19 protein-coding genes are annotated in these 18,386 nt (G+C 44.3%); 8 read left to right on the top strand and 11 right to left on the bottom strand.

Going from position 1 to position 18,386, the window contains the following annotated elements:
* Window positions 1–76: 76 nt before the first annotated feature.
* Window positions 77–685, bottom strand: coding sequence for a chorismate lyase (locus QUA44_RS02765; protein ID WP_333248072.1), 609 nt, complete (start codon window positions 683–685; stop codon window positions 77–79).
* Window positions 686–1,088: 403 nt separating this feature from the next.
* Between QUA44_RS02765 and QUA44_RS02760 the strand changes: the two genes are divergently transcribed.
* Window positions 1,089–2,711: an NAD(P)/FAD-dependent oxidoreductase gene (locus QUA44_RS02760; RefSeq protein WP_333248070.1), complete on the top strand. Its 1,623-nt coding sequence runs from the start codon at window positions 1,089–1,091 to the stop codon at window positions 2,709–2,711.
* Between the two features lie 71 nt (window positions 2,712–2,782).
* Here the strand turns inward: QUA44_RS02760 and QUA44_RS02755 are convergent, their stop codons facing one another.
* Window positions 2,783–3,334: a 1,2-dihydroxy-3-keto-5-methylthiopentene dioxygenase gene (locus QUA44_RS02755; RefSeq protein WP_333248068.1), complete on the bottom strand. Its 552-nt coding sequence runs from the start codon at window positions 3,332–3,334 to the stop codon at window positions 2,783–2,785.
* Between the two features lie 245 nt (window positions 3,335–3,579).
* Here QUA44_RS02755 and QUA44_RS02750 point away from each other — a divergent pair, with 245 nt between their 5' ends.
* The 3 genes from QUA44_RS02750 to QUA44_RS02740 all read left to right on the top strand — a co-directional run bounded on the left by QUA44_RS02750 (window position 3,580) and on the right by QUA44_RS02740 (window position 5,967).
* Entirely contained in the window at window positions 3,580–4,545 is a 966-nt protein-coding gene (locus QUA44_RS02750) for a M48 family metallopeptidase (protein WP_333248067.1), read from the top strand.
* A 225-nt stretch (window positions 4,546–4,770) separates the two neighbouring features.
* Complete coding sequence (locus QUA44_RS02745) at window positions 4,771–5,175, top strand: DUF4359 domain-containing protein (protein WP_333248065.1); 405 nt, start codon at window positions 4,771–4,773, stop codon at window positions 5,173–5,175.
* Window positions 5,176–5,406: 231 nt separating this feature from the next.
* Window positions 5,407–5,967 (top strand): TerD family protein, encoded by a 561-nt coding sequence (locus QUA44_RS02740; protein ID WP_333248063.1) that lies wholly within the window; start codon window positions 5,407–5,409, stop codon window positions 5,965–5,967.
* Window positions 5,968–6,124: 157 nt separating this feature from the next.
* Here QUA44_RS02740 and hpsP read toward each other — a convergent pair whose 3' ends face one another.
* Window positions 6,125–7,381 carry a hormogonium polysaccharide biosynthesis glycosyltransferase HpsP gene (gene hpsP, locus QUA44_RS02735; RefSeq protein WP_333248061.1) on the bottom strand — a complete coding sequence of 419 codons (1,257 nt, stop codon included), beginning with the start codon at window positions 7,379–7,381 and terminating at the stop codon, window positions 6,125–6,127.
* Here hpsP and QUA44_RS02730 point away from each other — a divergent pair.
* Together QUA44_RS02730 and QUA44_RS02725 are read left to right on the top strand one after the other, a co-directional pair.
* Window positions 7,367–8,791: an ATP-binding protein gene (locus tag QUA44_RS02730; RefSeq protein ID WP_333248059.1), complete on the top strand. Its 1,425-nt coding sequence runs from the start codon at window positions 7,367–7,369 to the stop codon at window positions 8,789–8,791. The two genes, hpsP and QUA44_RS02730, sit on opposite strands and share 15 nt — an antisense overlap.
* Window positions 8,784–9,416 carry an RloB family protein gene (locus tag QUA44_RS02725; protein ID WP_333248058.1) on the top strand — a complete coding sequence of 211 codons (633 nt, stop codon included), beginning with the start codon at window positions 8,784–8,786 and terminating at the stop codon, window positions 9,414–9,416. Before QUA44_RS02730 ends, QUA44_RS02725 begins: the two co-directional genes overlap by 8 nt.
* Window positions 9,417–9,567: 151 nt before the next feature.
* On the opposite strand, the gene QUA44_RS02720 is transcribed toward QUA44_RS02725, so the two are convergent.
* From QUA44_RS02720 to hisH, 7 genes are all read right to left on the bottom strand, one after another.
* Entirely contained in the window at window positions 9,568–9,747 is a 180-nt protein-coding gene (locus QUA44_RS02720) for a hypothetical protein (RefSeq protein ID WP_333172903.1), read from the bottom strand.
* Window positions 9,744–10,091: a hypothetical protein gene (locus QUA44_RS02715; RefSeq protein WP_333248055.1), complete on the bottom strand. Its 348-nt coding sequence runs from the start codon at window positions 10,089–10,091 to the stop codon at window positions 9,744–9,746. The genes QUA44_RS02720 and QUA44_RS02715 overlap by 4 nt, the downstream gene beginning before the upstream one ends.
* Window positions 10,092–10,134: 43 nt before the next feature.
* Complete coding sequence (gene hpsO / locus QUA44_RS02710; RefSeq protein WP_333248053.1) at window positions 10,135–11,304, bottom strand: hormogonium polysaccharide biosynthesis glycosyltransferase HpsO; 1,170 nt, start codon at window positions 11,302–11,304, stop codon at window positions 10,135–10,137.
* A 31-nt stretch (window positions 11,305–11,335) separates the two neighbouring features.
* On the bottom strand, window positions 11,336–12,310 hold the full coding sequence (hpsN, locus tag QUA44_RS02705; protein ID WP_333248052.1) for a hormogonium polysaccharide biosynthesis glycosyltransferase HpsN: 975 nt from the start codon (window positions 12,308–12,310) through the stop codon (window positions 11,336–11,338).
* Window positions 12,311–12,496: 186 nt separating this feature from the next.
* On the bottom strand, window positions 12,497–13,957 hold the full coding sequence (gene glmM / locus QUA44_RS02700) for a phosphoglucosamine mutase (RefSeq protein ID WP_333248050.1): 1,461 nt from the start codon (window positions 13,955–13,957) through the stop codon (window positions 12,497–12,499).
* A 256-nt stretch (window positions 13,958–14,213) separates the two neighbouring features.
* Complete coding sequence (gene rsmD, locus QUA44_RS02695; protein ID WP_333248048.1) at window positions 14,214–14,756, bottom strand: 16S rRNA (guanine(966)-N(2))-methyltransferase RsmD; 543 nt, start codon at window positions 14,754–14,756, stop codon at window positions 14,214–14,216.
* 265 nt (window positions 14,757–15,021) lie between these two features.
* Entirely contained in the window at window positions 15,022–15,657 is a 636-nt protein-coding gene (gene hisH, locus QUA44_RS02690) for an imidazole glycerol phosphate synthase subunit HisH (protein WP_333248046.1), read from the bottom strand.
* Here hisH and QUA44_RS02685 point away from each other — a divergent pair.
* A complete protein-coding gene (locus QUA44_RS02685; RefSeq protein ID WP_445243623.1) occupies window positions 15,647–16,210 on the top strand; it encodes a pyroglutamyl-peptidase I family protein in 564 nt (187 codons plus the stop codon). The genes hisH and QUA44_RS02685 overlap by 11 nt on opposite strands.
* 49 nt (window positions 16,211–16,259) lie before the next feature.
* Here QUA44_RS02685 and QUA44_RS02680 read toward each other — a convergent pair whose 3' ends face one another.
* Window positions 16,260–16,742 carry a flavin reductase family protein gene (locus QUA44_RS02680; protein ID WP_333056840.1) on the bottom strand — a complete coding sequence of 161 codons (483 nt, stop codon included), beginning with the start codon at window positions 16,740–16,742 and terminating at the stop codon, window positions 16,260–16,262.
* 286 nt (window positions 16,743–17,028) lie between these two features.
* Here QUA44_RS02680 and QUA44_RS02675 point away from each other — a divergent pair, with 286 nt between their 5' ends.
* Complete coding sequence (locus QUA44_RS02675) at window positions 17,029–18,231, top strand: glycosyltransferase family 87 protein (RefSeq protein ID WP_333248044.1); 1,203 nt, start codon at window positions 17,029–17,031, stop codon at window positions 18,229–18,231.
* Window positions 18,232–18,386 lie beyond the last annotated feature (155 nt).

Raw genomic sequence — 18,386 nt, 5'->3', positions numbered from 1 at the left:
AACGCAGAGGAAGAGAACAGAGAGGTCGATAATTCCGATATTTGATCTAACAGGGTTCTCGAAGAGCGATCGCATTTTATGAATCAACATCCAAGTGCATCGGCCCCAAATACTTAGTTAAATAAGGTGAAAACACCTCATAAATCAGAGTCAGCGACTTCCCGTGATGCCAAAACAAATAGTGTCGCCCCCAAAAAGGCCCCGATTGTTCAAAAGCAGACTCCAAAACCGCCGAATCGCCGAGATAAATGCCTTGCACGTCGCGATACAATTCTGTCCGCAGCCGCGCTAAACTTGCCCAAATTGGCAAAGATTTATTTTGCAAATATTCATCTACGTGACTCGCTTCCCACCAAGAAGTCGCGTAGGCGAGGCGCTGTCCCGAAGCTGTCCGCAGCCACACTTGGCGGCGCAGGCGGGGCCCTGGAACGGCGACAATTTGCTGGGGTGCGCCGTCTGCGTCCTCACCCACTAAGGACATATCGATCACGTCTACTTCTGTGGGTTCCCCTGTCAGCAGTTGCAGGTGACGGGTGGGGGAACCGTCGCCTAGCAGCATTATTTGCCACGCCGGTGCTAGTTTGGTGTGGGGCAAACCCTTCTTTACTGCGTCTTCTGCTCCTTCCCACAGGGGGTTGAGAGCGTGCCAGGTTTGGTTGTTTTTGAATGTGAATGTTGCAGTCAAGGGTCTTTACAAAACTTAATTTTTTGTTTATTGTAACGCTTATGCAATTATCCGATCTAAAATCTAAAATCTAAAATCTAAAATCGACGGGCGATCGCCCATAGAATGTCCAGTCAAATAGTTATAATAAAATTCGCGATCGCACTCCGACTCTCATAACCGGGTTTTGGAAGAAAAAAACGCTTTTTAGCTACCCGTGCATAATTCCTAAATACTTTTATTCGACTGATTTTATTCAATTTTTCAACTGACAATTGACAACTAAGATGGCGGGCACGGGGGCACCGCCCCTACCAACTAAGAGGGCCCGCACGCACCATCCACCGCCCCAACTGACAACTAAGAGGGCGGGCACGGGGGCACCGCCCCTACCAACTGACAACTGACAACTGACAACTACTATATGTTACGAATAACCGAAATCAAACTTCCCTTAGATCATCCTGAAGATGCGATCGCCGACAGCATTCTCAAAAAGCTGCAAATACCCCCCGAAGAATTGCTCAGCTATACCATCTTCAAGCGCAGCTACGATGCTCGCAAAAAAGCAGAAATCGTCCTTGTTTATATTGTGGATGTGGAAACGACACAGGAAAAACAACATCTGCAACGCCTCAAAAAAGACCCTCATGTCACGGTAACACCAGACATGAATTATCGCTATGTAGCCGAAGCCCCCAGCAATTTGACCGTTCCCCGCCCCATTGTGATCGGTACGGGGCCCTGCGGTATCTTTGCAGGCCTGATGCTGGCACAAATGGGATTTCGCCCCATCCTTTTAGAACGCGGCAAAGCAGTGCGCGATCGCACAGTTGACACCTTTGGATTTTGGAAGAAAAAAACCGAATTCAACCCAGAATCTAACGCTCAGTTTGGCGAAGGCGGTGCAGGTACTTTTTCCGACGGTAAACTCTACAGCCAAATTAAAGATACCCAGCATTACGGGCGCAAGGTGCTGACGGAACTTGTGAATGCGGGAGCTTCACCGGAAATCTTATATATTAATAAGCCGCATATTGGCACTTTTAAACTGGTAGGAATTGTCCAAAGTATGCGGGCAAAAATTGAATCGTTAGGCGGAGAAATTCGTTTTCAAACTCGTGTAGAAGATATCCATATCGAAAATGGCAAAGTGCAGGGAATTACCACAGCCAGCGGAGAATATATTGCGAGTAATTATATAGTATTGGCGGTGGGACACAGCGCCCGCGATACTTTTGAAATGTTGTTTTCGCGCGGTGTTTACATCGAGGCTAAACCTTTTTCTATTGGTTTTCGGGTGGAACATCCGCAGCAGTTAATCGATCGCTGTCGTTTTGGTGATCGCGCGGCCCACAAACTTTTGGGTGCCGCCGATTACAAACTGGTGCACCATTGCCAAAATGGCCGTTCTGTTTACAGTTTCTGTATGTGTCCCGGTGGTTTGGTAGTGGCTGCTGCGTCGGAACCGGGGCGACTTGTCACTAACGGGATGAGTCAATATTCTCGCAACGAACGCAATGCTAACAGCGGGATTGTGGTGGGTATCACGCCGGAAGATTATCCCGGTCATCCTTTGGCGGGAATTGAATTTCAGCGTCGCCTAGAAGAACGGGCATTTGAGTTAGGAGGAGGTACTTACAGCGCCCCTGGGCAGCTTGTAGGAGATTTTTTAGCGAATCGCCCTTCGATCACGCTAGGAAGCGTGCAGCCTTCTTATACGCCGGGGGTTGTGATGACTGATTTGAGCGAAAGTTTGCCGGATTTTGCGATCGCAGCCATCCGCGAAGCGCTTCCGGCTTTTGACAAACAGATCAAAGGATTTGCGATGGATGATGCGGTTTTAACTGGGGTGGAAACGCGCACTTCTTCGCCGATTCGGATTAAGCGCAGGGAAGATTATCAGAGTTTGAATACAGAAGGCCTTTATCCTGCTGGGGAAGGTGCGGGATATGCGGGTGGAATCCTGTCGGCGGGGATTGATGGGATTAAGGTGGCGGAGGCGGTTGCTTTGAGTATTTTGCGATCTTCAAATCACAAAGTTTGAGGCTGGATTTGAGGATTTTTAGATGATTTGAGGATAGCCGTCAACCGTCAACCGTCAACTGTCAACTCTTTTCAAACAGTAGCTAAGCGCGATCGAATTTCCGTATCCGTATACTCCGGCGTCCAGCCTTCTGTGGTGGTAAAATATCGCACAGCTTTAATTTTCCGGGCCGCAGTCAAATAAAACCAATGTTCTGTATTCGCCGGTACGTTGATAAATTCTTCCGGCTGCACTGTGACTTCCACTTGGCTGCCGTCGGGCCGCACGAAGCCAAAAATGCCCTCGCCTGCTACGATATAACGCACTTCATCGTCAGCGTGGATGTGGCACTTGTTGAATTTCGACAGCACGGTGTCGATGTTGGGAATGTCTGGGTGCAGTACGATTAAGTCGCGCTCTTGATAGCCTGCGGTTTCCGACAACTGTTGAAAGTAGCCGTCGAGGGCTTGCAGGATTTGCTCTTTTTGATTGTCGTCAAGAGCATCTTTCGCTAGCAATTCCAGAATTTCAGCGCTGTCACCCACGGGCCAGCGGTTGAGTTGAATGTTTAAAGGCGCGAGTTCGCGCGCAATATCGCTTAATTGAGTGTAGGTTGTACCGTTTTCGAGTTGCAGGATAGCCATTATTTCACGTTTTTATTTTTGATTCACAGACGGCGAAAGATATTGGTCGATCGCCCTTGTAGCAGAAAAACAATTTTAACGCTATTTTTAGGATTTGTGGGTGTTCGCAAGTTTGGTCGATCGACTCAACACAATTTTCCAATTAATTTGTCAGTATTTAATCAGAACCCAAAAAAGTCAGGTGTCCGTCTGTACCGCCAGCGGTTCAGTATACTGATTTTATTCATGTAATTTTTGCAACAACCATGCCTACTTATACTGGAATTTCTAGCGAAGCATTTCAGCATCCCCTCGATCGCCAAGCCGAAGAAGCGTTACGCAGCGTACCGGGATTTGACTTAATTGCCAGCAAATTTGTAGAATTTATCTACGAACGACCGCAATTCGTTTACTTAATGGGAAATAGCATTCAGGTCGGGCCGCGCCAGTATGCCAGCATTTATCACATATTTCGGGAGTGCGTGCAGGATTTAGATGTTTTTCCAGAACCGGGTTTGTTTGTGTCTCAAAATCCCGCAGTTAACAGCTACGCCCTAGGAAAAAACCAGCCTTACATAGTGTTAAATACGGGTCTTTTAGACTTATTGGACGAGGCAGAAATCAAGGCAGTGCTAGCTCACGAGTTGGGACACATAAAATGCGGCCATCCAATTTTAAATCAAATGGCGATGTGGGCGATGAGCGTCGCCTCGACCATTGGCGAGATGACTTTCGGGCTGGGAAATATGGTCGGAAGCGGTTTAATTTACGCTTTTTATGAGTGGCGGCGCAAGGCGGAATTATCCGCAGATCGGGCGGCTTTGTTAGTAACTGATGATTTGAATAGCGTGATGAAGACGATGATGAAACTTGCGGGAGTTAGCAGTAAATATGCTGACCAATGCAGTTTGCAAGAATTTATCCGCCAGTCTGATAACTATCAAGAGCTCGATCGCGACAATCTCAATCAAGTGTATAAATTTTTACTGTACAACGGCGGTCAAGGCGTGATGCTGAGTCACCCTTTCCCGGTGGAGCGCCTGCGGTATTTGCGAGACTGGGCCGCTTCTGAGGAATACCGCCAAATTAAGCTGGGAAACTACAAGCGGGCTGTAGCTGAGGGTGCGGTTGATGTGAAGTCCCAAGCGCCTAACAGCGAGACGGAGGCTTTGCGCCGTCAGATTGAAGAATTGCAGCGGGAGATCGATCGACAAAAATCTCAGCGAAACTAAGTTTAAGTTCCTCGTCCCCAGGCTCTGCCTGGGAACCAGCTAAATGTTTTGTTGAAGATTTACCGGATTTGAGGGAGGGAGAAACGTAAAAGGAAGGTAAACCAGTGAGAGACTTACTCGCAACGGGCCTCCAATCTAAAAACTGTCCCCTCCTTTCTGAAATCGGTTTCTGGAAACGTGTAGTTTAAATCAAGAGAAGCTTATAACTCAACGGGGCTAAAAAAAATGATTATTGATAACGCAATGAATACTAACAAGTCAACTTCTAATTTTTTCGGCAATGTGGGAAAAGTCGCGATCGCGCTAACTGTTCTGGCTGCTGGCATGGTATTTACAAATCCTCCGAGAGACAAATACCTAACTTATGCTTCCGGCGTACTCGAAACCGAGTTTAAAAACACTGTGCGCAATGATTCTCGCGTACCCAAAGCTTTGAGTGGCGTTGCAGAGACTTTGCTGACTTCGCAGCGGGGATCGATCGAAAGCTTGCTCGACAATACAACGCAGCGTCAGAATTTAGGCGTTGTCAGCATTTATACAACAGAACTGGGCAAAAAAAGCTATCAAACGGTTGGAGCTTTTGGCAATTTCGTGACGTTGCCACCTAGTTCTGAAAATGCTCAAAAGTAGAGTCAAATTAAGTTCTATAGTAGAAACCGGGCTTTGTAGAAAGCCCGGTTTTTACTTACGTAATCCTAGCTAAGTTAATTTCACTAAAGTCAGATATATGCAGCACGTATTTTAAATCTAGCCCGCTATTATAAAAAAATATTAAGTTTTATCAAATATGAAAGTTCTTGTGCCATTTAATATTAACATTAGGACTATAAAATTGTATGTTTGACAAATAAGCAAATGGCAATGCAATTAAGTAAAGGTGAGAGATTTAATATCTCTATAGAAGCGCCGGATTTAAAAAAAATGGCGATCGCCCTCGGTTGGCAGGTAACTGAGGCAGGACAAAGCTACGAGATTGATGTCTCGGCGTTTATGCTAGGTGCTGACGGCAAAATACCTAACGAGCAATATTTTATCTTTTACAATAATCTGCAATCCTTTGACAGTTCGGTACTGCAATCGATTCCTGACAAAAACAACCGAAATCAAGAGAATAAGACTATTTACGGCGTTATCTTAGAAAGAGTTAATCCTGAAATTGAGGAAATAACTTTTGTGGCCACTATTCACGAAGCAGATAAAATCAAGGCAAATTTTAGCAATATCAAAAATGCTTTTATCAAAATTACCAATTTGGATACAGGAAGCGAACTTGTTCGTTATGAATTAAAAGATAATTTTTCGCGAGAGACTGCTGTAGAATTTGGTCGTTTTTATAGAAAGAATGGAGAGTGGAGATTTCAGGCGGTAGGAGAAGGATATCAAGCTGGATTAAAGAGTTTTGTTGACAAGTATTTTAGCTGAAATAGGAGCGTTGAAAAAATCTCGCCTGCAAATTATGATACCAGCAGCACAAGAAATTCCAGCAGGAGAAGAAGTAAAAGGTAAACCCCCCTCGCATTAGTCAATATAGCAACCGCCAAGACGGTTAGAACGTTGTTAATGGCTGAAACGATTGATTTTATTGCTTCTTCCTTCTTCCTTCTTCCTTCTTCCTTCTTCCTTCTGCTATAGATGACAAAATCTCCTGGTAAGCATCGATGGTTTGTTGGGCGATCGCCTCCCAGTTATAATACTTTTTAGCATACTCTTTGCCATTCAATCCGCGCCGTTGGCGCTCCTGTGGATTGAGAAGTGCTGATTTGATTGAATTGGCGATCGCCCCTACTTCCAAAGGCCCCACCCAACCAGCTTCTGCTTGCTGTATGTCTTCCGCAATATGTATGCGATCGGAAATTACGACAGGTACACCAGCGGCCATCGCTTCTGCAACAGCAATGCCAAAGTTTTCGTAATAAGAAGGCAACACAAATAAGTCAGCTTTTGTCAATAGTTCAACTTTTAAATCACCGCTCACAAAGCCAGTTATTGTTGTGTATTTTGCCAAGCTTGAATTCTCAACTTGTACTTTAATTTGTGTTTCATACTCAGCATCTTGGGGATTTGAACCAGCTAAAATAAAGTGAAACTCTATGCCTGATTCCAAAATACTTTCTAATGCTGGAATTAACAAATCAAGCCCTTTTTTAGGTTCAATTCGCGACATAAATAAGATGGTTGGCACTTGAGATTGTCGCAATCTCTTAGGAAACAAATCTGCTGTCACCCCCAATGGAATCACCAAATCCCGTGGCGCAGGCATCTTGCCTGTGCAGTCCAAATCCCGTGGCACGGGCATCTTGCCTGTGCAGTTCAAACCAAATCTTTCTGAGATTTTAGCTTCTTCTTTACTTGTGAAGTGAATTGCGGCTGCCCCTGCTAAATTATGGCGTTCTAAAAGCGTGGCATAAATCTGTTTCAAGCGTTTTTTTTTCTGCAAGTCTGCGGGGTCAAGCATACCGCAGGGACGCATAATATATGGCAACTTGTGATATCTAGCAATTGTAGCCGCAAGGGTAGTTACTGGCGAAAAAAGAGCGTGAATGTGCGCCAGGTCAAATTGTCGCGCATTTTCATTTAACCACTGCAATAACGAGAGTGAAAATTTATATCTGCGCCAAGGATAACAGCGGAAATAAATAATTTGATAACCGTTTTGTTTTATTGGTTGATTTAGAGGAACATCTAAAGGAAGTTGACCGATATCTCCGTTAGAATCTGTGGTGATAATGGTGACATCAATGTTTTTGGCCGCGAGGGCTGCAGAAAGTCCGAGTACCATTTGACTCGGCCCGCCATAGACGAGGGAAATTGAGGGGATAATTTGGATAATTCGCATGGTTACGACTTGTTGTTAGTTGGGGTAGCTTGTTGTGTTATCATAGAAAGAATTGCAAAATTTGCACCTTATACTAATTTAGGCGATCGGAGGCAAGTTATGCTGATTGGATTCAGCGTCGGCAACTACAAATCTTTTAAAGAAACTGTCACCCTCAGCATGGTAGCTTCGTCAATTACTGAGGAAGACAAAGAGCTGGACGAAAATAATGTATTCCCAATTAATGATAAGTTAAGCTTACTCAAAAGTGCTGCTATTTATGGAGCTAATGCAAGTGGCAAAAGCAATCTTATCGCTGCTCTTAACTTTATGAAATGGTTTGTCCTCAACTCATCCAAAGAAACGCAAATTTCAGACGCGATCGATATTGAAGCATTCAGGCTAAGTACCGAGACAGAAAAAGAGCCGTCTTTCTTTGAAATCGTTTTTCTACTAGAAGAGAAAAGTTTTAGGTACGGTTTTGAGGTGAACGCGCGGGAAGTTATTTCTGAGTGGCTATTTCAAGCTGATGACAGTGAAGAAAAAATGCTTTTTGAACGGGATTTTGATAATTATATATTAGATGATTTCCCAGAGGGACAAGGCATTAGCGATAAAACCCGAAGTAATGCTTTATTTCTTTCTGTAGTCGCACAATTTAATGGTAAAATTTCTGGCAAAATATTGCTGTGGTTCAGTAAAAATTTGCAATTGATATCAGGCTTGCAAGATACACAATACCGCAAAGAAACCTTGGAGTCTTTCGAGAACGCTGGGCACAGACACGATATTATTGAATTTATCAAAAAATTAGACTTAGGTATTTTAGATGTTTTTGATTCCAAGATCCACATTCCACCAGGTCCTGCTGTATTTTCTATTTCTAATAATACAGCAAAATACGGCGGTTCCTATGGTAGTTTATACCCTAACTCTGAAACCAAAACTACGGTGTACGTGCACACAGTTCACCCAAAATATGATGCTGACGGTAAGCAGACTTCTAAGGTAATATTCGATATCGAAAAGCACGAATCTGAGGGGACAAACAAACTGTTTGCATTAGCAGGTATTCTCCTGGATACTTTAAGAACAGGAAAAATTTTATTAATTGATGAACTTGATGCCAGACTGCATCCGCTGATTACTCGCGAATTAATCTGCTTATTCAATTCTAGCGAGACTAATCCGCACAACGCACAGCTTATATTTACGACACACGATACAAACTTGCTCAGCAGCAAGACTTTTCGCAGGGATCAAATATGGTTTACTGAAAAGGATAACAAGAGCGCTACTGATTTGTATTCTTTGGTAGAGTACAAAGTCGGAAAAGATGCCTCATTTGAGCGCGATTACATTATGGGTAAGTATGGCGCTATCCCTTTTATTGGTAATTTCAAAGAACTCATAGGTGAACTTCATGAATAGACAAAGTTCGTCTCGAAGAACAAATATTGATTACTACAAGAGAAAGGTTAAAACTAGAAGATGGTTTTTAATCGTGTGCGAAGGCGAGAAAACCGAACCCAACTATTTTAGAAGTTTCCCGGTAGACACAAAGGTAATTAAGCTGGATATCAAAGGAGAAGGAAAAAATACGAAGAGTTTAGTAGAAAAAGCTATTGAGTTAAAAAACGACACAGAATCCGACGAAACAGACCGATTTTGGTGCGTGTTCGATCGCGATAAAAACCCTAAAAATCCTAACGACTTGCAAAATTTTAATTCAGCCATAACTCTTGCAAGAAATAACGGCATTGACGTAGCTTATTCAAATGATGCTTTTGAATTGTGGTATTTGCTGCACTTCCATTTTTATAATACGGGAATTTCTCGCCAGCGTTATCAAAATATGCTAACCAATAAATTGGGACACGAATATAAGAAAAACAGCGATACGATTTATGAGGAATTAAAAGACAAACAGCAAGATACAATTAAACACGCAAAACGGCTTTTAATTGAATACGATCGCCCCAATCCTGAAAGTGATAATCCTTCAACAACAGTACATTTGCTAGTCGAAGAACTTAACAGTTTTATTCCTGATTGATGAGGGAGAAAGTCGTAGAAACCAGGTTTCTAGCCGCCCCATGCGTAAGCCCTGCAACTTTCGTATACCAAGGAAATTGAGGGGATAATTTGGAGAATCCGCATTAGGGATAGTTATTTAAATCAAAATACCAACATCTCCCATTACAAATTTAATTATCTGGAAAAGGTTGCCCGTCTAGCTGTTCAGCTTCCTCTCTTTTTGTTGCTGTAATTTGGGTATTGTGAGCCATTGTTTTGGAAAATTCATACATTTCACTGGCTTTTGCTTCCGCAGCTTTCACAATTTCAAGGATTTCCAGCAGTAGGCTTTCATCTGGTAATTGTTTCATGGCAATGCTTCTAATCTCTCAACTACTTTGTCAATCATAATTCTCGATTCAGGAGCCATCTTTAGCAAGGCTGCTAAATAATCTCCTGCTTTTTGAACATCTTCATCGGGCACACCAGCCATCAATACATTGCCCACAATGTGCTCGGCTTGTAAGCGAACACCTGCTACGTTAAATTGAAAATTACTGATCGAAGAAAAGTATTGCATCAGTATTTCATTTTGTGGAAAAAGAGACATGGCTCTTCTAAGTGCAAAAAGTCCCTGGGTTGCTTGGCGCTCGGTATCGTCTAGTACCTGGTAAAGTTCGTCAACCAAAGGTCGTATATCGGAAGGAATAGACATTTACTACAGTTTTTATTTAACACTTGCATTATACTGCTAACAGTTACAACAATTCTTTGTAAAATTCCAACAACTGCTCAGCTAAAGCTTTATTTGTATAATTGCTCATCGCTCTATGATAACCCCGATCGCCCAAATCGGCCGCCAACTCCTGCCGCTCCATCAATTTCTGCAAACACTCTCGCAAAATTCCTGCATTTCCCTCGGGGAATACTAACCCCGCATCGCCGATGACGTGGGGAATTTCCCCGCAGTCGGAACCAATAACCGGAATTTTACAAGCCATCGCTTCGATTAAAACGTGACCGAATTGTTCTTTCCAGCCCACAGCGGTCAAAGTTTTGAATTTATAGCTGGTTTGCGAGGGCAATACCAAACAGTTCATTAAGTTAATGTAGGGGGGGATTTCTTCGTGGGAAACGCTTTCTACCCAGATGATTCGGTCGCTGATGCCCCATTCAATACATTTTTCTGCGAGATGGGCTCGCAATTTCCCTTGTCCTACTAACAGCCACTTCCAAGAGCTTTTTTTCAACCCTGCCAAGGCTTCAGCTAAAGTTAAAAGTCCTTTTTCTTCGACAAATCGCCCTACAAATCCTACCACAAAATCGGTGGGTTCAATGCCGAACCTACGCGATAAATCAGCGTCTTTACCAGTGCGGCGAAACAAAGTTTCATCTACTCCGAGTTGTGGCATTACTTTCAATACACCTTGATAGCCCCGCTGCCGCAAAATTTTAGCTCCATCTAGGTTGCCTGCAATAATTCCGTCGGTGTGCTGAAGATTGTAATTTTCTAATACTGAAACCGGCCAATTCAATTGATAAGGCAGATTCCACCAAGTAAATAATATATTTTTTGCTTGCAGTTTGAGCAGTTTATTTAGTAAGATTAACTGAGCGCAAGCGATAGATTTTGAACCTTGTTCAACTTGAATTATCTGCGGTTGAATTTTCAGCAGAAGGTCAATTAAATCTGTACCAAAAGTTAGCAATCCTTGATTGTTTTGACTAAAGTTGGAGACTGGAACTACTTTAAATGAGCCTTTTTGATAAAATTGCGTTTCTATAATTTTATTTTGTACGCCTCCGGGTTTCCAACGCTGCGGCACTACAACTGTTACTTCAATATCGGGTTCTAGGTTGGCTAATATCTTGAATTTTTCCCGATTAATGTCCACAATATAGGTGTGGCTGGCAACGAGAATTCTCATTTATTGGGAATGGCGAAGGGGGAATAGGTAATTATGGCTCGTTAATCTTGTCTTGATGGCTATAAGTTTGTCCATCATTCCACAGAGATTGAGTTAGTGTATTTATAGCACTGAGAAAACCCAAGATATAAAAAGCAAATCTAGTTATAATTTTAATGGGCGATCGACTTTTATGGCAAGGCGGATTCCCCAAAACGTGGCAGTCAAAGAGTTTGGTGAAAAATCGCAGGCATTGAAAGGCTGTTAAATTTTTTAATCCCATGAGGAAATGGTTGTGATAAAATGTGATTTGATATTCGATCGATCGCGTGCTGACATCGTGACATCCGCCGCTCTCTTCCCCTAAGTGAACTAAACACGCATTGGGATCGTACCAAATTTTCATGCGAGTCGATCGCAATCTCAAACAAAAATCCGACTCCTCCCGCACCGCACTCCCTGCAAACCGCTCGTCAAACCTCAGCCCGCACTCGGCAAAAACTGAGGAGCGAAATGACATATTGCAGCCTCTAGCCGAGAGCACCTGCTGCGGTTTTACTGTATGCACCAAATCGATAAAATACCAGGCAATGCCCGCATCCATCGCTTCTTTTGGCAAATATTCGATCGCCAAATCGCCTCCAGAATTATCCAGTTTCATTCTGTCAAAAACCCTGCCCGCCACACATCCCACATCCGGTTTTTCTAAATAGTTGCCAGCGTGAGCCGCCAAAAAACCCTCTGGCAATTGTACATCATCATCAAGAAATAAAATAATCTCTCCAACTGCGCGTCGCACTGCATAATTTCGAGCAGCAGGCAAACTCGCCCAATCTACTCTAAACCAGCGAATTTTGCCAGCATTTGCCAATTCCTCTAAATAAATTTGAGTTTCTGATTCGTGGGTGCGAGTTTGATCGATTACCAGCACTTCAAAATTCGGGTAATTTTGCCGGATTGCATCAGCCAATGTCTCTCGCAGGGGCTGCTCGCGGTTGTAGGTGGGTATCACAACAGAAATCATCATCACACAATTGAGTGAAAATAAAGTTAAGGGTAGGCAGGATGCCTGCCCCACTCGTTATTTTTGGAGAAGTTGATTAAAACTAGAAATTAATAGTTAGAAATTTTGATTTCTGAATTTTGAATTAAAGGATTTCAACTCAAAACTCAAAACTCAAAATTCAAAAGTTTTAGCAATTCCCCATTTCCATCAGATAGCTATGTGTTGCTGAACGGCTAAAACTAAATTTTCAGTCCAGAAATTAACCAATTCGGCGCTGGCAGCTTCCACCATAACTCGGATTAGCGGTTCAGTGCCAGAAGCGCGAACCAAAACCCGTCCCTGTTCTCCCATTGCAGTTGTAGCACGTTCGATCGCCCTTTGCATTGCCTCGCACTCCTGCCATTTCAAGCGTTTTTCGCGATCGTCCACCCGAATATTTCGCAGCAACTGCGGATAAGTTTGGAAACTGCCACTTACCAATTGTGCCAAAGATTGCCCGGACTGGCGCACCAGCGAAGCCAAGTGCAAAGCTGTCAGCAAACCGTCGCCACTAATACCGAAATGGGGACAAAGAATGTGTCCCGACTGTTCGCCGCCCAACATCGCACCGGTGCGCTGCATTTCAGCGTGAACGTACTGATCTCCGACGTTGGTTCTAGTTAGTTTGCCCCCCAATTCTTCCCAAGCTCGCTCGAAGCCGAGGTTAGCCATTACAGTAGAAATAATTAAATTGGATGGTAACTGTTCGGAGTCGCGCAACTGCCGGCCCCACAGATAAAGAATGTAATCGCCGTCAATCGATCGACCTTGGTTGTCAACACACAAAACTCGATCGGCATCACCGTCAAAAGCAAATCCCAAATCGGCATTGTGTTCCAAAACAGCCGCTTGCAAACTGTCGAGATGAGTAGAACCGCAGTTAACATTAATACGAGATCCATCAGGAGAGTCGTGCAAACAGATCACATCCGCACCCATTTGCGCGAACACCGCCGGCGCCAAACCCGCGGCCGCCCCCCAAGCCAAATCCAAAACTATCCGCATTCCCTCCAAATTCATCTGTTGCAGCGAATCACAGAGCGAAGTGGCATAATCTTTCACCAACTCAGAGCGATGGTAGTGGTGTCCCCAACCCAAGCTAGCAACCGGAACCTTTGCCCCCCGGATTCCCGCTTCGATTTGTTCCTGCAACTGCTGCGACAGCTTCGAGCCGTTTGAGCCGAAAAACTTAATGCCGTTGTCTTCTGGGGGATTGTGGCTGGCTGAAATCATCACTCCGCCGACTGACTCCGAAACGCTTGCCAGATAAGCAACGCAGGGAGTGGGACACAATCCCAAATTCCACACTTCCAAACCGGCGGCCGTCAAGCCCTCTGACAGTGCCATTGCCAGCATATCGCTGGAATTCCTGCTGTCTTGCCCCAAAATCACAGGCCCCTGGTTAGGGGAATTTTGGCGTAGAACTTGCCCAGCCCAGAAGCCAACTTGCTGCGCTAGGGGTGCATTCAGCAATTCTCCAACTTTCCCGCGAATGCCGTCTGTGCCAAATAGTTTTGTATTTGGCAGGGAGAGGCTATTTCCCAGCAGAATCGTATCGCGTTTGGCTGGCTGTACCGAGTTAACAGCCGGAAACTCGCTGCCACGAGGGCGCGAAGGTGTCTGAACCATATTCACTCCTTTAGGAATATTCACACTCACACTTTGGGTTCATGTTACAACTGAAAGTCTTTATTTTCAGCCTAAACTCCATTTATTTCGTCAATTGCTGAAGCAACTTGCTTTGACAACCTACGCACAAAGCTTAACTTCCTCGGAAAAATTTGTATTGTATCCAAGGGAAAAACATTTAGTCCCCGGCGCCCCAATGCCATCAAAGCCGGTTTCTTTCTGCCTCCAGGCGTTACGCTGCTGCGGTTTGAGCCGATCAGCAACTGCGGGTATAGAAGGTTAATGCTGTATTGCCGTATACTTTGTGGCGACAAATTTCTAGGCCGGAAATCGCTTGTGTCGATCGATCCGGGCTGTGTTCGATCGCGATTTCGCCGAGGAGTGCTAGCATTTCTTGGCTGGCGATCGCATTTAACACAGGTTCGTACAAGTCGCTGGCGTAGGGCGGATCGAAGTAAATGCGATCGAACTGCTGTCCCGCTAGTGTTGCCAATTTTGCCGTCGCGTTTCCCCGCAGTATTTGGAATGTTTGGGATGAGTCTGCTACTTGCTCCCAGTTTTCGCGGATAATTGCACAAGCTTTCGCCGACTGTTCGATACCGGTGACACTCGCGGCTTGCCGACACAAAGCCTCTGCACCCATCGAACCACTGCCGGTACAAATGTCAAGCCATCTGCAATCTGCGATCGTCCCTTGCCAAATATTAAATAAAGCTTCTCTGACTCGCGAAGGTGTAGGGCGAGTTGCGAGTCCCGGCAGGGTTTTGATTTGGCGATTGCCACAGATTCTCAGGCTCATTTAGGAAGAAGGAAGTTCGGCAACGGATTTTGTAACGGATGTAACGGATGTAACTCACATCTTGCACCATTCTCGCTTAACAGGCAAGATGCCTGTTCCACAAAGAGTGAATTTTCTTGTGGAACAGGCATCTTGCCTGTTCCTAAACAAGTAATTGAGAATGGTGCAACATCTCAGATGTAACGGATGTCCGGAAGGAAGAATACTTTTAAAAATGTCAAACCCAGTTTCGGCAATCTACCGGGATTTTCAAGACTCATGCCACCTAAGCAGGTACTTTTTCCCTCACCAGACTGACAAAATTTGACAGCATTTGCAATCCCGTAGTCGAAGACTTTTCCGGGTGAAATTGCACAGCCATCAGATTGCCTTTAGCTATAGCCGCCGTCACATTTTGACTACCGTGAGTCACAATTGCCGATCGCACTTCCAAATCAACTGGATCGACATAATAAGAATGCACGAAATAAACCCAAGGATCGGACGGTAAATTTTGCCACAACGACAAATTCGCCTGAGTAAATTGCAATTGATTCCATCCCATGTGCGGAATTGTCAAACCCGGTTCCGAGCGAAATCGGCGCACTTTTCCCGCAATAACGCCCAATCCCGGTTCTACGCCTTCTTCGGAACTTTCAAATAGAATTTGCAAACCCAAACAAATGCCTAAAAAAGGTTTCCCCGAGGCGATCGCACTTTTTATCGGTTCTATCAAATTGCGCGATCGTAAATTCTGCATTGCCGGGTCAAAGGAACCCACCCCCGGCAAAACCACCGCATCCGCCTGCTCGATTATAGCAGGAGAATCTGTAATTTTTGGTACTGCACCCACATTTTCCAAGCCTTTACAGACCGAGTGCAGATTGCCCATGTCATAGTCCACTACTGCAATGACAGACATTGACTTACTTGCCTTATATTATCAATATCAGTATTATTGCACAAATATGACGGCGAAAATCCTGCTCACCTCATTTGATACTTGGCTTCCCCATCAGAAATCCAACTCTTCGGACGATTTATTAGCCAAGATTTCCCAAATCAAATCTTTGCCTGATTCCCTGACTTTTTTGAGGAAACTGCCAGTAGATTTTCAGCTAGCACCTAATTTAGCGATCGCCAAAATCAACCAACTCCAACCCGACACTATTATCTGCTGCGGCATGGCCGAGAGTCGGCAAAAATTAACCGTAGAATCTTGCGCTTGTTGCGATCGCGACATTCTGAAAACCGTAGTTAATCTCGAACCGCTAGTCGCTGATTTAGCAGCAACCGAAATCAGTCACGAAGCAGGAAAATTTGTATGCGAAGCCCTCTATTATGCAGTTTTAAAACACCTTGCAGATTCTCTACTTAGCACCAAATGTATTTTCGTACACGTACCAATTTTGACAGAAGAAAATGCCGACAAAATTGTCGCCGATTTTTTATTAATTTTAACTCGCCTCACTTAACAACTGACAACTGACAACTGACAACTGCCAGTTGCCAACTGCCAAGTCTTTAGCCGCCGTAATTCCAACCGGTGCTTTCTAGCAGCAACGGATTGCCTTCTCGGTGGACGCCGGCTGCCAAAACTTCTCCCACATAAACCGTGTGATCCCCGTGTTCCACAGCACCGACAACTTTGCACTCGATGTAACCCAGAGAATCCGAGATAATCGGACAACCAGTTTCCGCGCCCGGATAAAATTCTACATCCTCAAATTTATTGCCAACGCGGCGCTGCTGTTTAAAGAATTTCTGGGCTAACTCTTTTTGCCCTGCTTCTAGGAAACTCAAAGCAAAGACACCGCTGGCTTTGATCATGGCGTGGGATTTGGAGTCTTGCTTGACGCAGTTGACAACTAAGGGAGGGGTAAAGGAAGATTGCATCACCCAGCTAGCGGTGAAACCGTTGACTTCCTCCCCGTCTTTGACACCGCAGATGTACAATCCGTGAGGGATTTTCCGCAAGATGGTCTTTTTAGCTTGTTCGTCTAGCACGGGCTTACCTGTTCGATCTATAATTCTACACCGCCCAGTTTACCAATGTCGCGCACCCAAACCCAACTGTCTTAAGGGCGATCGCCATACCGAAACTGTTGAGATTGCCAATATTGTTTTTTTCGATACCAAATCTTCTGCTTCACCCAACATTTATTTTTATTAAGTTAAATTAAGTTACTCGGATTTTTTTGCAACTAACTATATGCTGTGTTAAAACTTTAGCCATTAATATTGCAATCTCAACGTAGTTGCTCAATTCGTTAACAAAATCGGAGATAATTCGATGACAGAATCGTTTAAGCGGAACTTTGGTTTAGGTCTTTTAGCCGTCAGTATATTATCTCTAATTTGTTTCGGCATAGTAGGGATTGGCAGAGACGGCTCGCTCAATGCTGACGGTGCCGTCCTTTATGCTGCTGGACGTGCTTGGCTGACGGGTTTGAATGCCTACAACCACGATATGCTGACTAAAAGTGTAGCAGGAATAAAGGAAATTGACGGTCTGGAAAATGCCGCTTTCTTTTATCCTCCTCAATCAGCCGCATTGTGTATGTTGGTCGGTATTTTTGATTACTCTGTTGCCAAATTCGTCTGGCTATTACTCAACTTGCTGTCAATCGCAGCTATTATTTTCATGACTGTTCGTACCGTCAATCAACATCAAAATAATAGTGAAAATCACCTGGGCGGTTGGATTATGGCTGCGATAATTATCGGCAACCCATTCACGGCCCACGTTGTGTGGATGGGTCAAACTTCTTTGATGGCTTTTTCTGCGACCATGGCTGCTTGGTTTTTCAGCCAACGGGAAAAATTTGTATGGGCAGGAATCTGTTTAGGTATCGCCAGTTTTAAGCCACAACTATGCTTATTGCTCGGTATTTGGTTTTTGCTAGAACGGAACTGGAAAATATTAGCTGTAGCCTTCGCAACGGTTACAATTATGAGCGCTTACCCATTGGTGCTGTACGGCGGGCCCGTTGGGATGCTGGCAGCATGGCATCAAGGAATTCAAGACAGCTATAGTTCTTTGCCTTTCAATCAACCGGGGTTTCAAGATAAAGTTGGTATGGAAAGTCTTTTCGCTTCTTTCGGCTTGAAGATACCGGCTATCAAGATTGTGGCAGTAATTTTAGCGGTTCTGCTGTGGGTATTCCGCAATAAAATTAATCGAGAAGATGTCTTGGCTCTGCTGATGGGTATATCCTTCACTTTTCTGGGATATACTCACGTTTATGATTATGTAGGTTTGTTCCCGATTGTGACATCGCTGTGGCTGTATTGCAGCAAGAATAACCGCAAAGCTTCAATCGGCAGTATTGCTTTAGTTTTTCTGCTGTTTTTTCCGAGACGGATATTTTTAGCTGCGGGTTTGCCTTTTTTGATTCACTGGAGAACAATTGTTGTTTTGATGCTGGTAGTTGGTGTTCTTGCATTCAGCATGAAAGCTAAATCCAATCAAGGATTTCTGCAAAAAATGGCTTGATTTTCGCAGAGTTGCCAGGGGCAGAAATTATCATAAGAGGCGCTTGCCTCATAAACCCGGTTTATACGCCGCAAAAATCCTGGTTGGGCGACTAAATATCTACGAATAAACCGGGTTTATGAACTTCAAAACTCATCGAGGGGCGAAGGGTTGCC

The sequence above is a fragment of the Microcoleus sp. N9_A2 genome, assembly GCF_036701775.1.
Classification (GTDB): domain Bacteria; phylum Cyanobacteriota; class Cyanobacteriia; order Cyanobacteriales; family Microcoleaceae; genus Microcoleus.
The sequence above is the reverse complement of the archived record's forward strand: the minus strand, read 5'-3'. Positions and strand labels throughout refer to the sequence as shown.

Excerpts from the sequence above, each read along its gene's own strand:
- QUA44_RS02760 (WP_333248070.1), top strand. The coding sequence starts at position 1,089 with ATGTTACGAATAACCGAAATCAAACTTCCCTTAGATCATCCTGAAGAT.
- QUA44_RS02755 (WP_333248068.1), bottom strand. The coding sequence starts at position 3,334 with ATGGCTATCCTGCAACTCGAAAACGGTACAACCTACACTCAATTAAGC.
- QUA44_RS02750 (WP_333248067.1), top strand. The coding sequence starts at position 3,580 with ATGCCTACTTATACTGGAATTTCTAGCGAAGCATTTCAGCATCCCCTC.
- QUA44_RS02745 (WP_333248065.1), top strand. The coding sequence starts at position 4,771 with ATGATTATTGATAACGCAATGAATACTAACAAGTCAACTTCTAATTTT.
- QUA44_RS02740 (WP_333248063.1), top strand. The coding sequence starts at position 5,407 with ATGCAATTAAGTAAAGGTGAGAGATTTAATATCTCTATAGAAGCGCCG.
- hpsP (WP_333248061.1), bottom strand. The coding sequence starts at position 7,381 with ATGCGAATTATCCAAATTATCCCCTCAATTTCCCTCGTCTATGGCGGG.
- QUA44_RS02725 (WP_333248058.1), top strand. The coding sequence starts at position 8,784 with ATGAATAGACAAAGTTCGTCTCGAAGAACAAATATTGATTACTACAAG.
- QUA44_RS02720 (WP_333172903.1), bottom strand. The coding sequence starts at position 9,747 with ATGAAACAATTACCAGATGAAAGCCTACTGCTGGAAATCCTTGAAATT.
- QUA44_RS02715 (WP_333248055.1), bottom strand. The coding sequence starts at position 10,091 with ATGTCTATTCCTTCCGATATACGACCTTTGGTTGACGAACTTTACCAG.
- hpsO (WP_333248053.1), bottom strand. The coding sequence starts at position 11,304 with ATGAGAATTCTCGTTGCCAGCCACACCTATATTGTGGACATTAATCGG.
- hpsN (WP_333248052.1), bottom strand. The coding sequence starts at position 12,310 with ATGATGATTTCTGTTGTGATACCCACCTACAACCGCGAGCAGCCCCTG.
- glmM (WP_333248050.1), bottom strand. The coding sequence starts at position 13,957 with ATGGTTCAGACACCTTCGCGCCCTCGTGGCAGCGAGTTTCCGGCTGTT.
- rsmD (WP_333248048.1), bottom strand. The coding sequence starts at position 14,756 with ATGAGCCTGAGAATCTGTGGCAATCGCCAAATCAAAACCCTGCCGGGA.
- QUA44_RS02685 (WP_445243623.1), top strand. The coding sequence starts at position 15,647 with ATGACAGACATTGACTTACTTGCCTTATATTATCAATATCAGTATTAT.
- hisH (WP_333248046.1), bottom strand. The coding sequence starts at position 15,657 with ATGTCTGTCATTGCAGTAGTGGACTATGACATGGGCAATCTGCACTCG.
- QUA44_RS02675 (WP_333248044.1), top strand. The coding sequence starts at position 17,029 with ATGACAGAATCGTTTAAGCGGAACTTTGGTTTAGGTCTTTTAGCCGTC.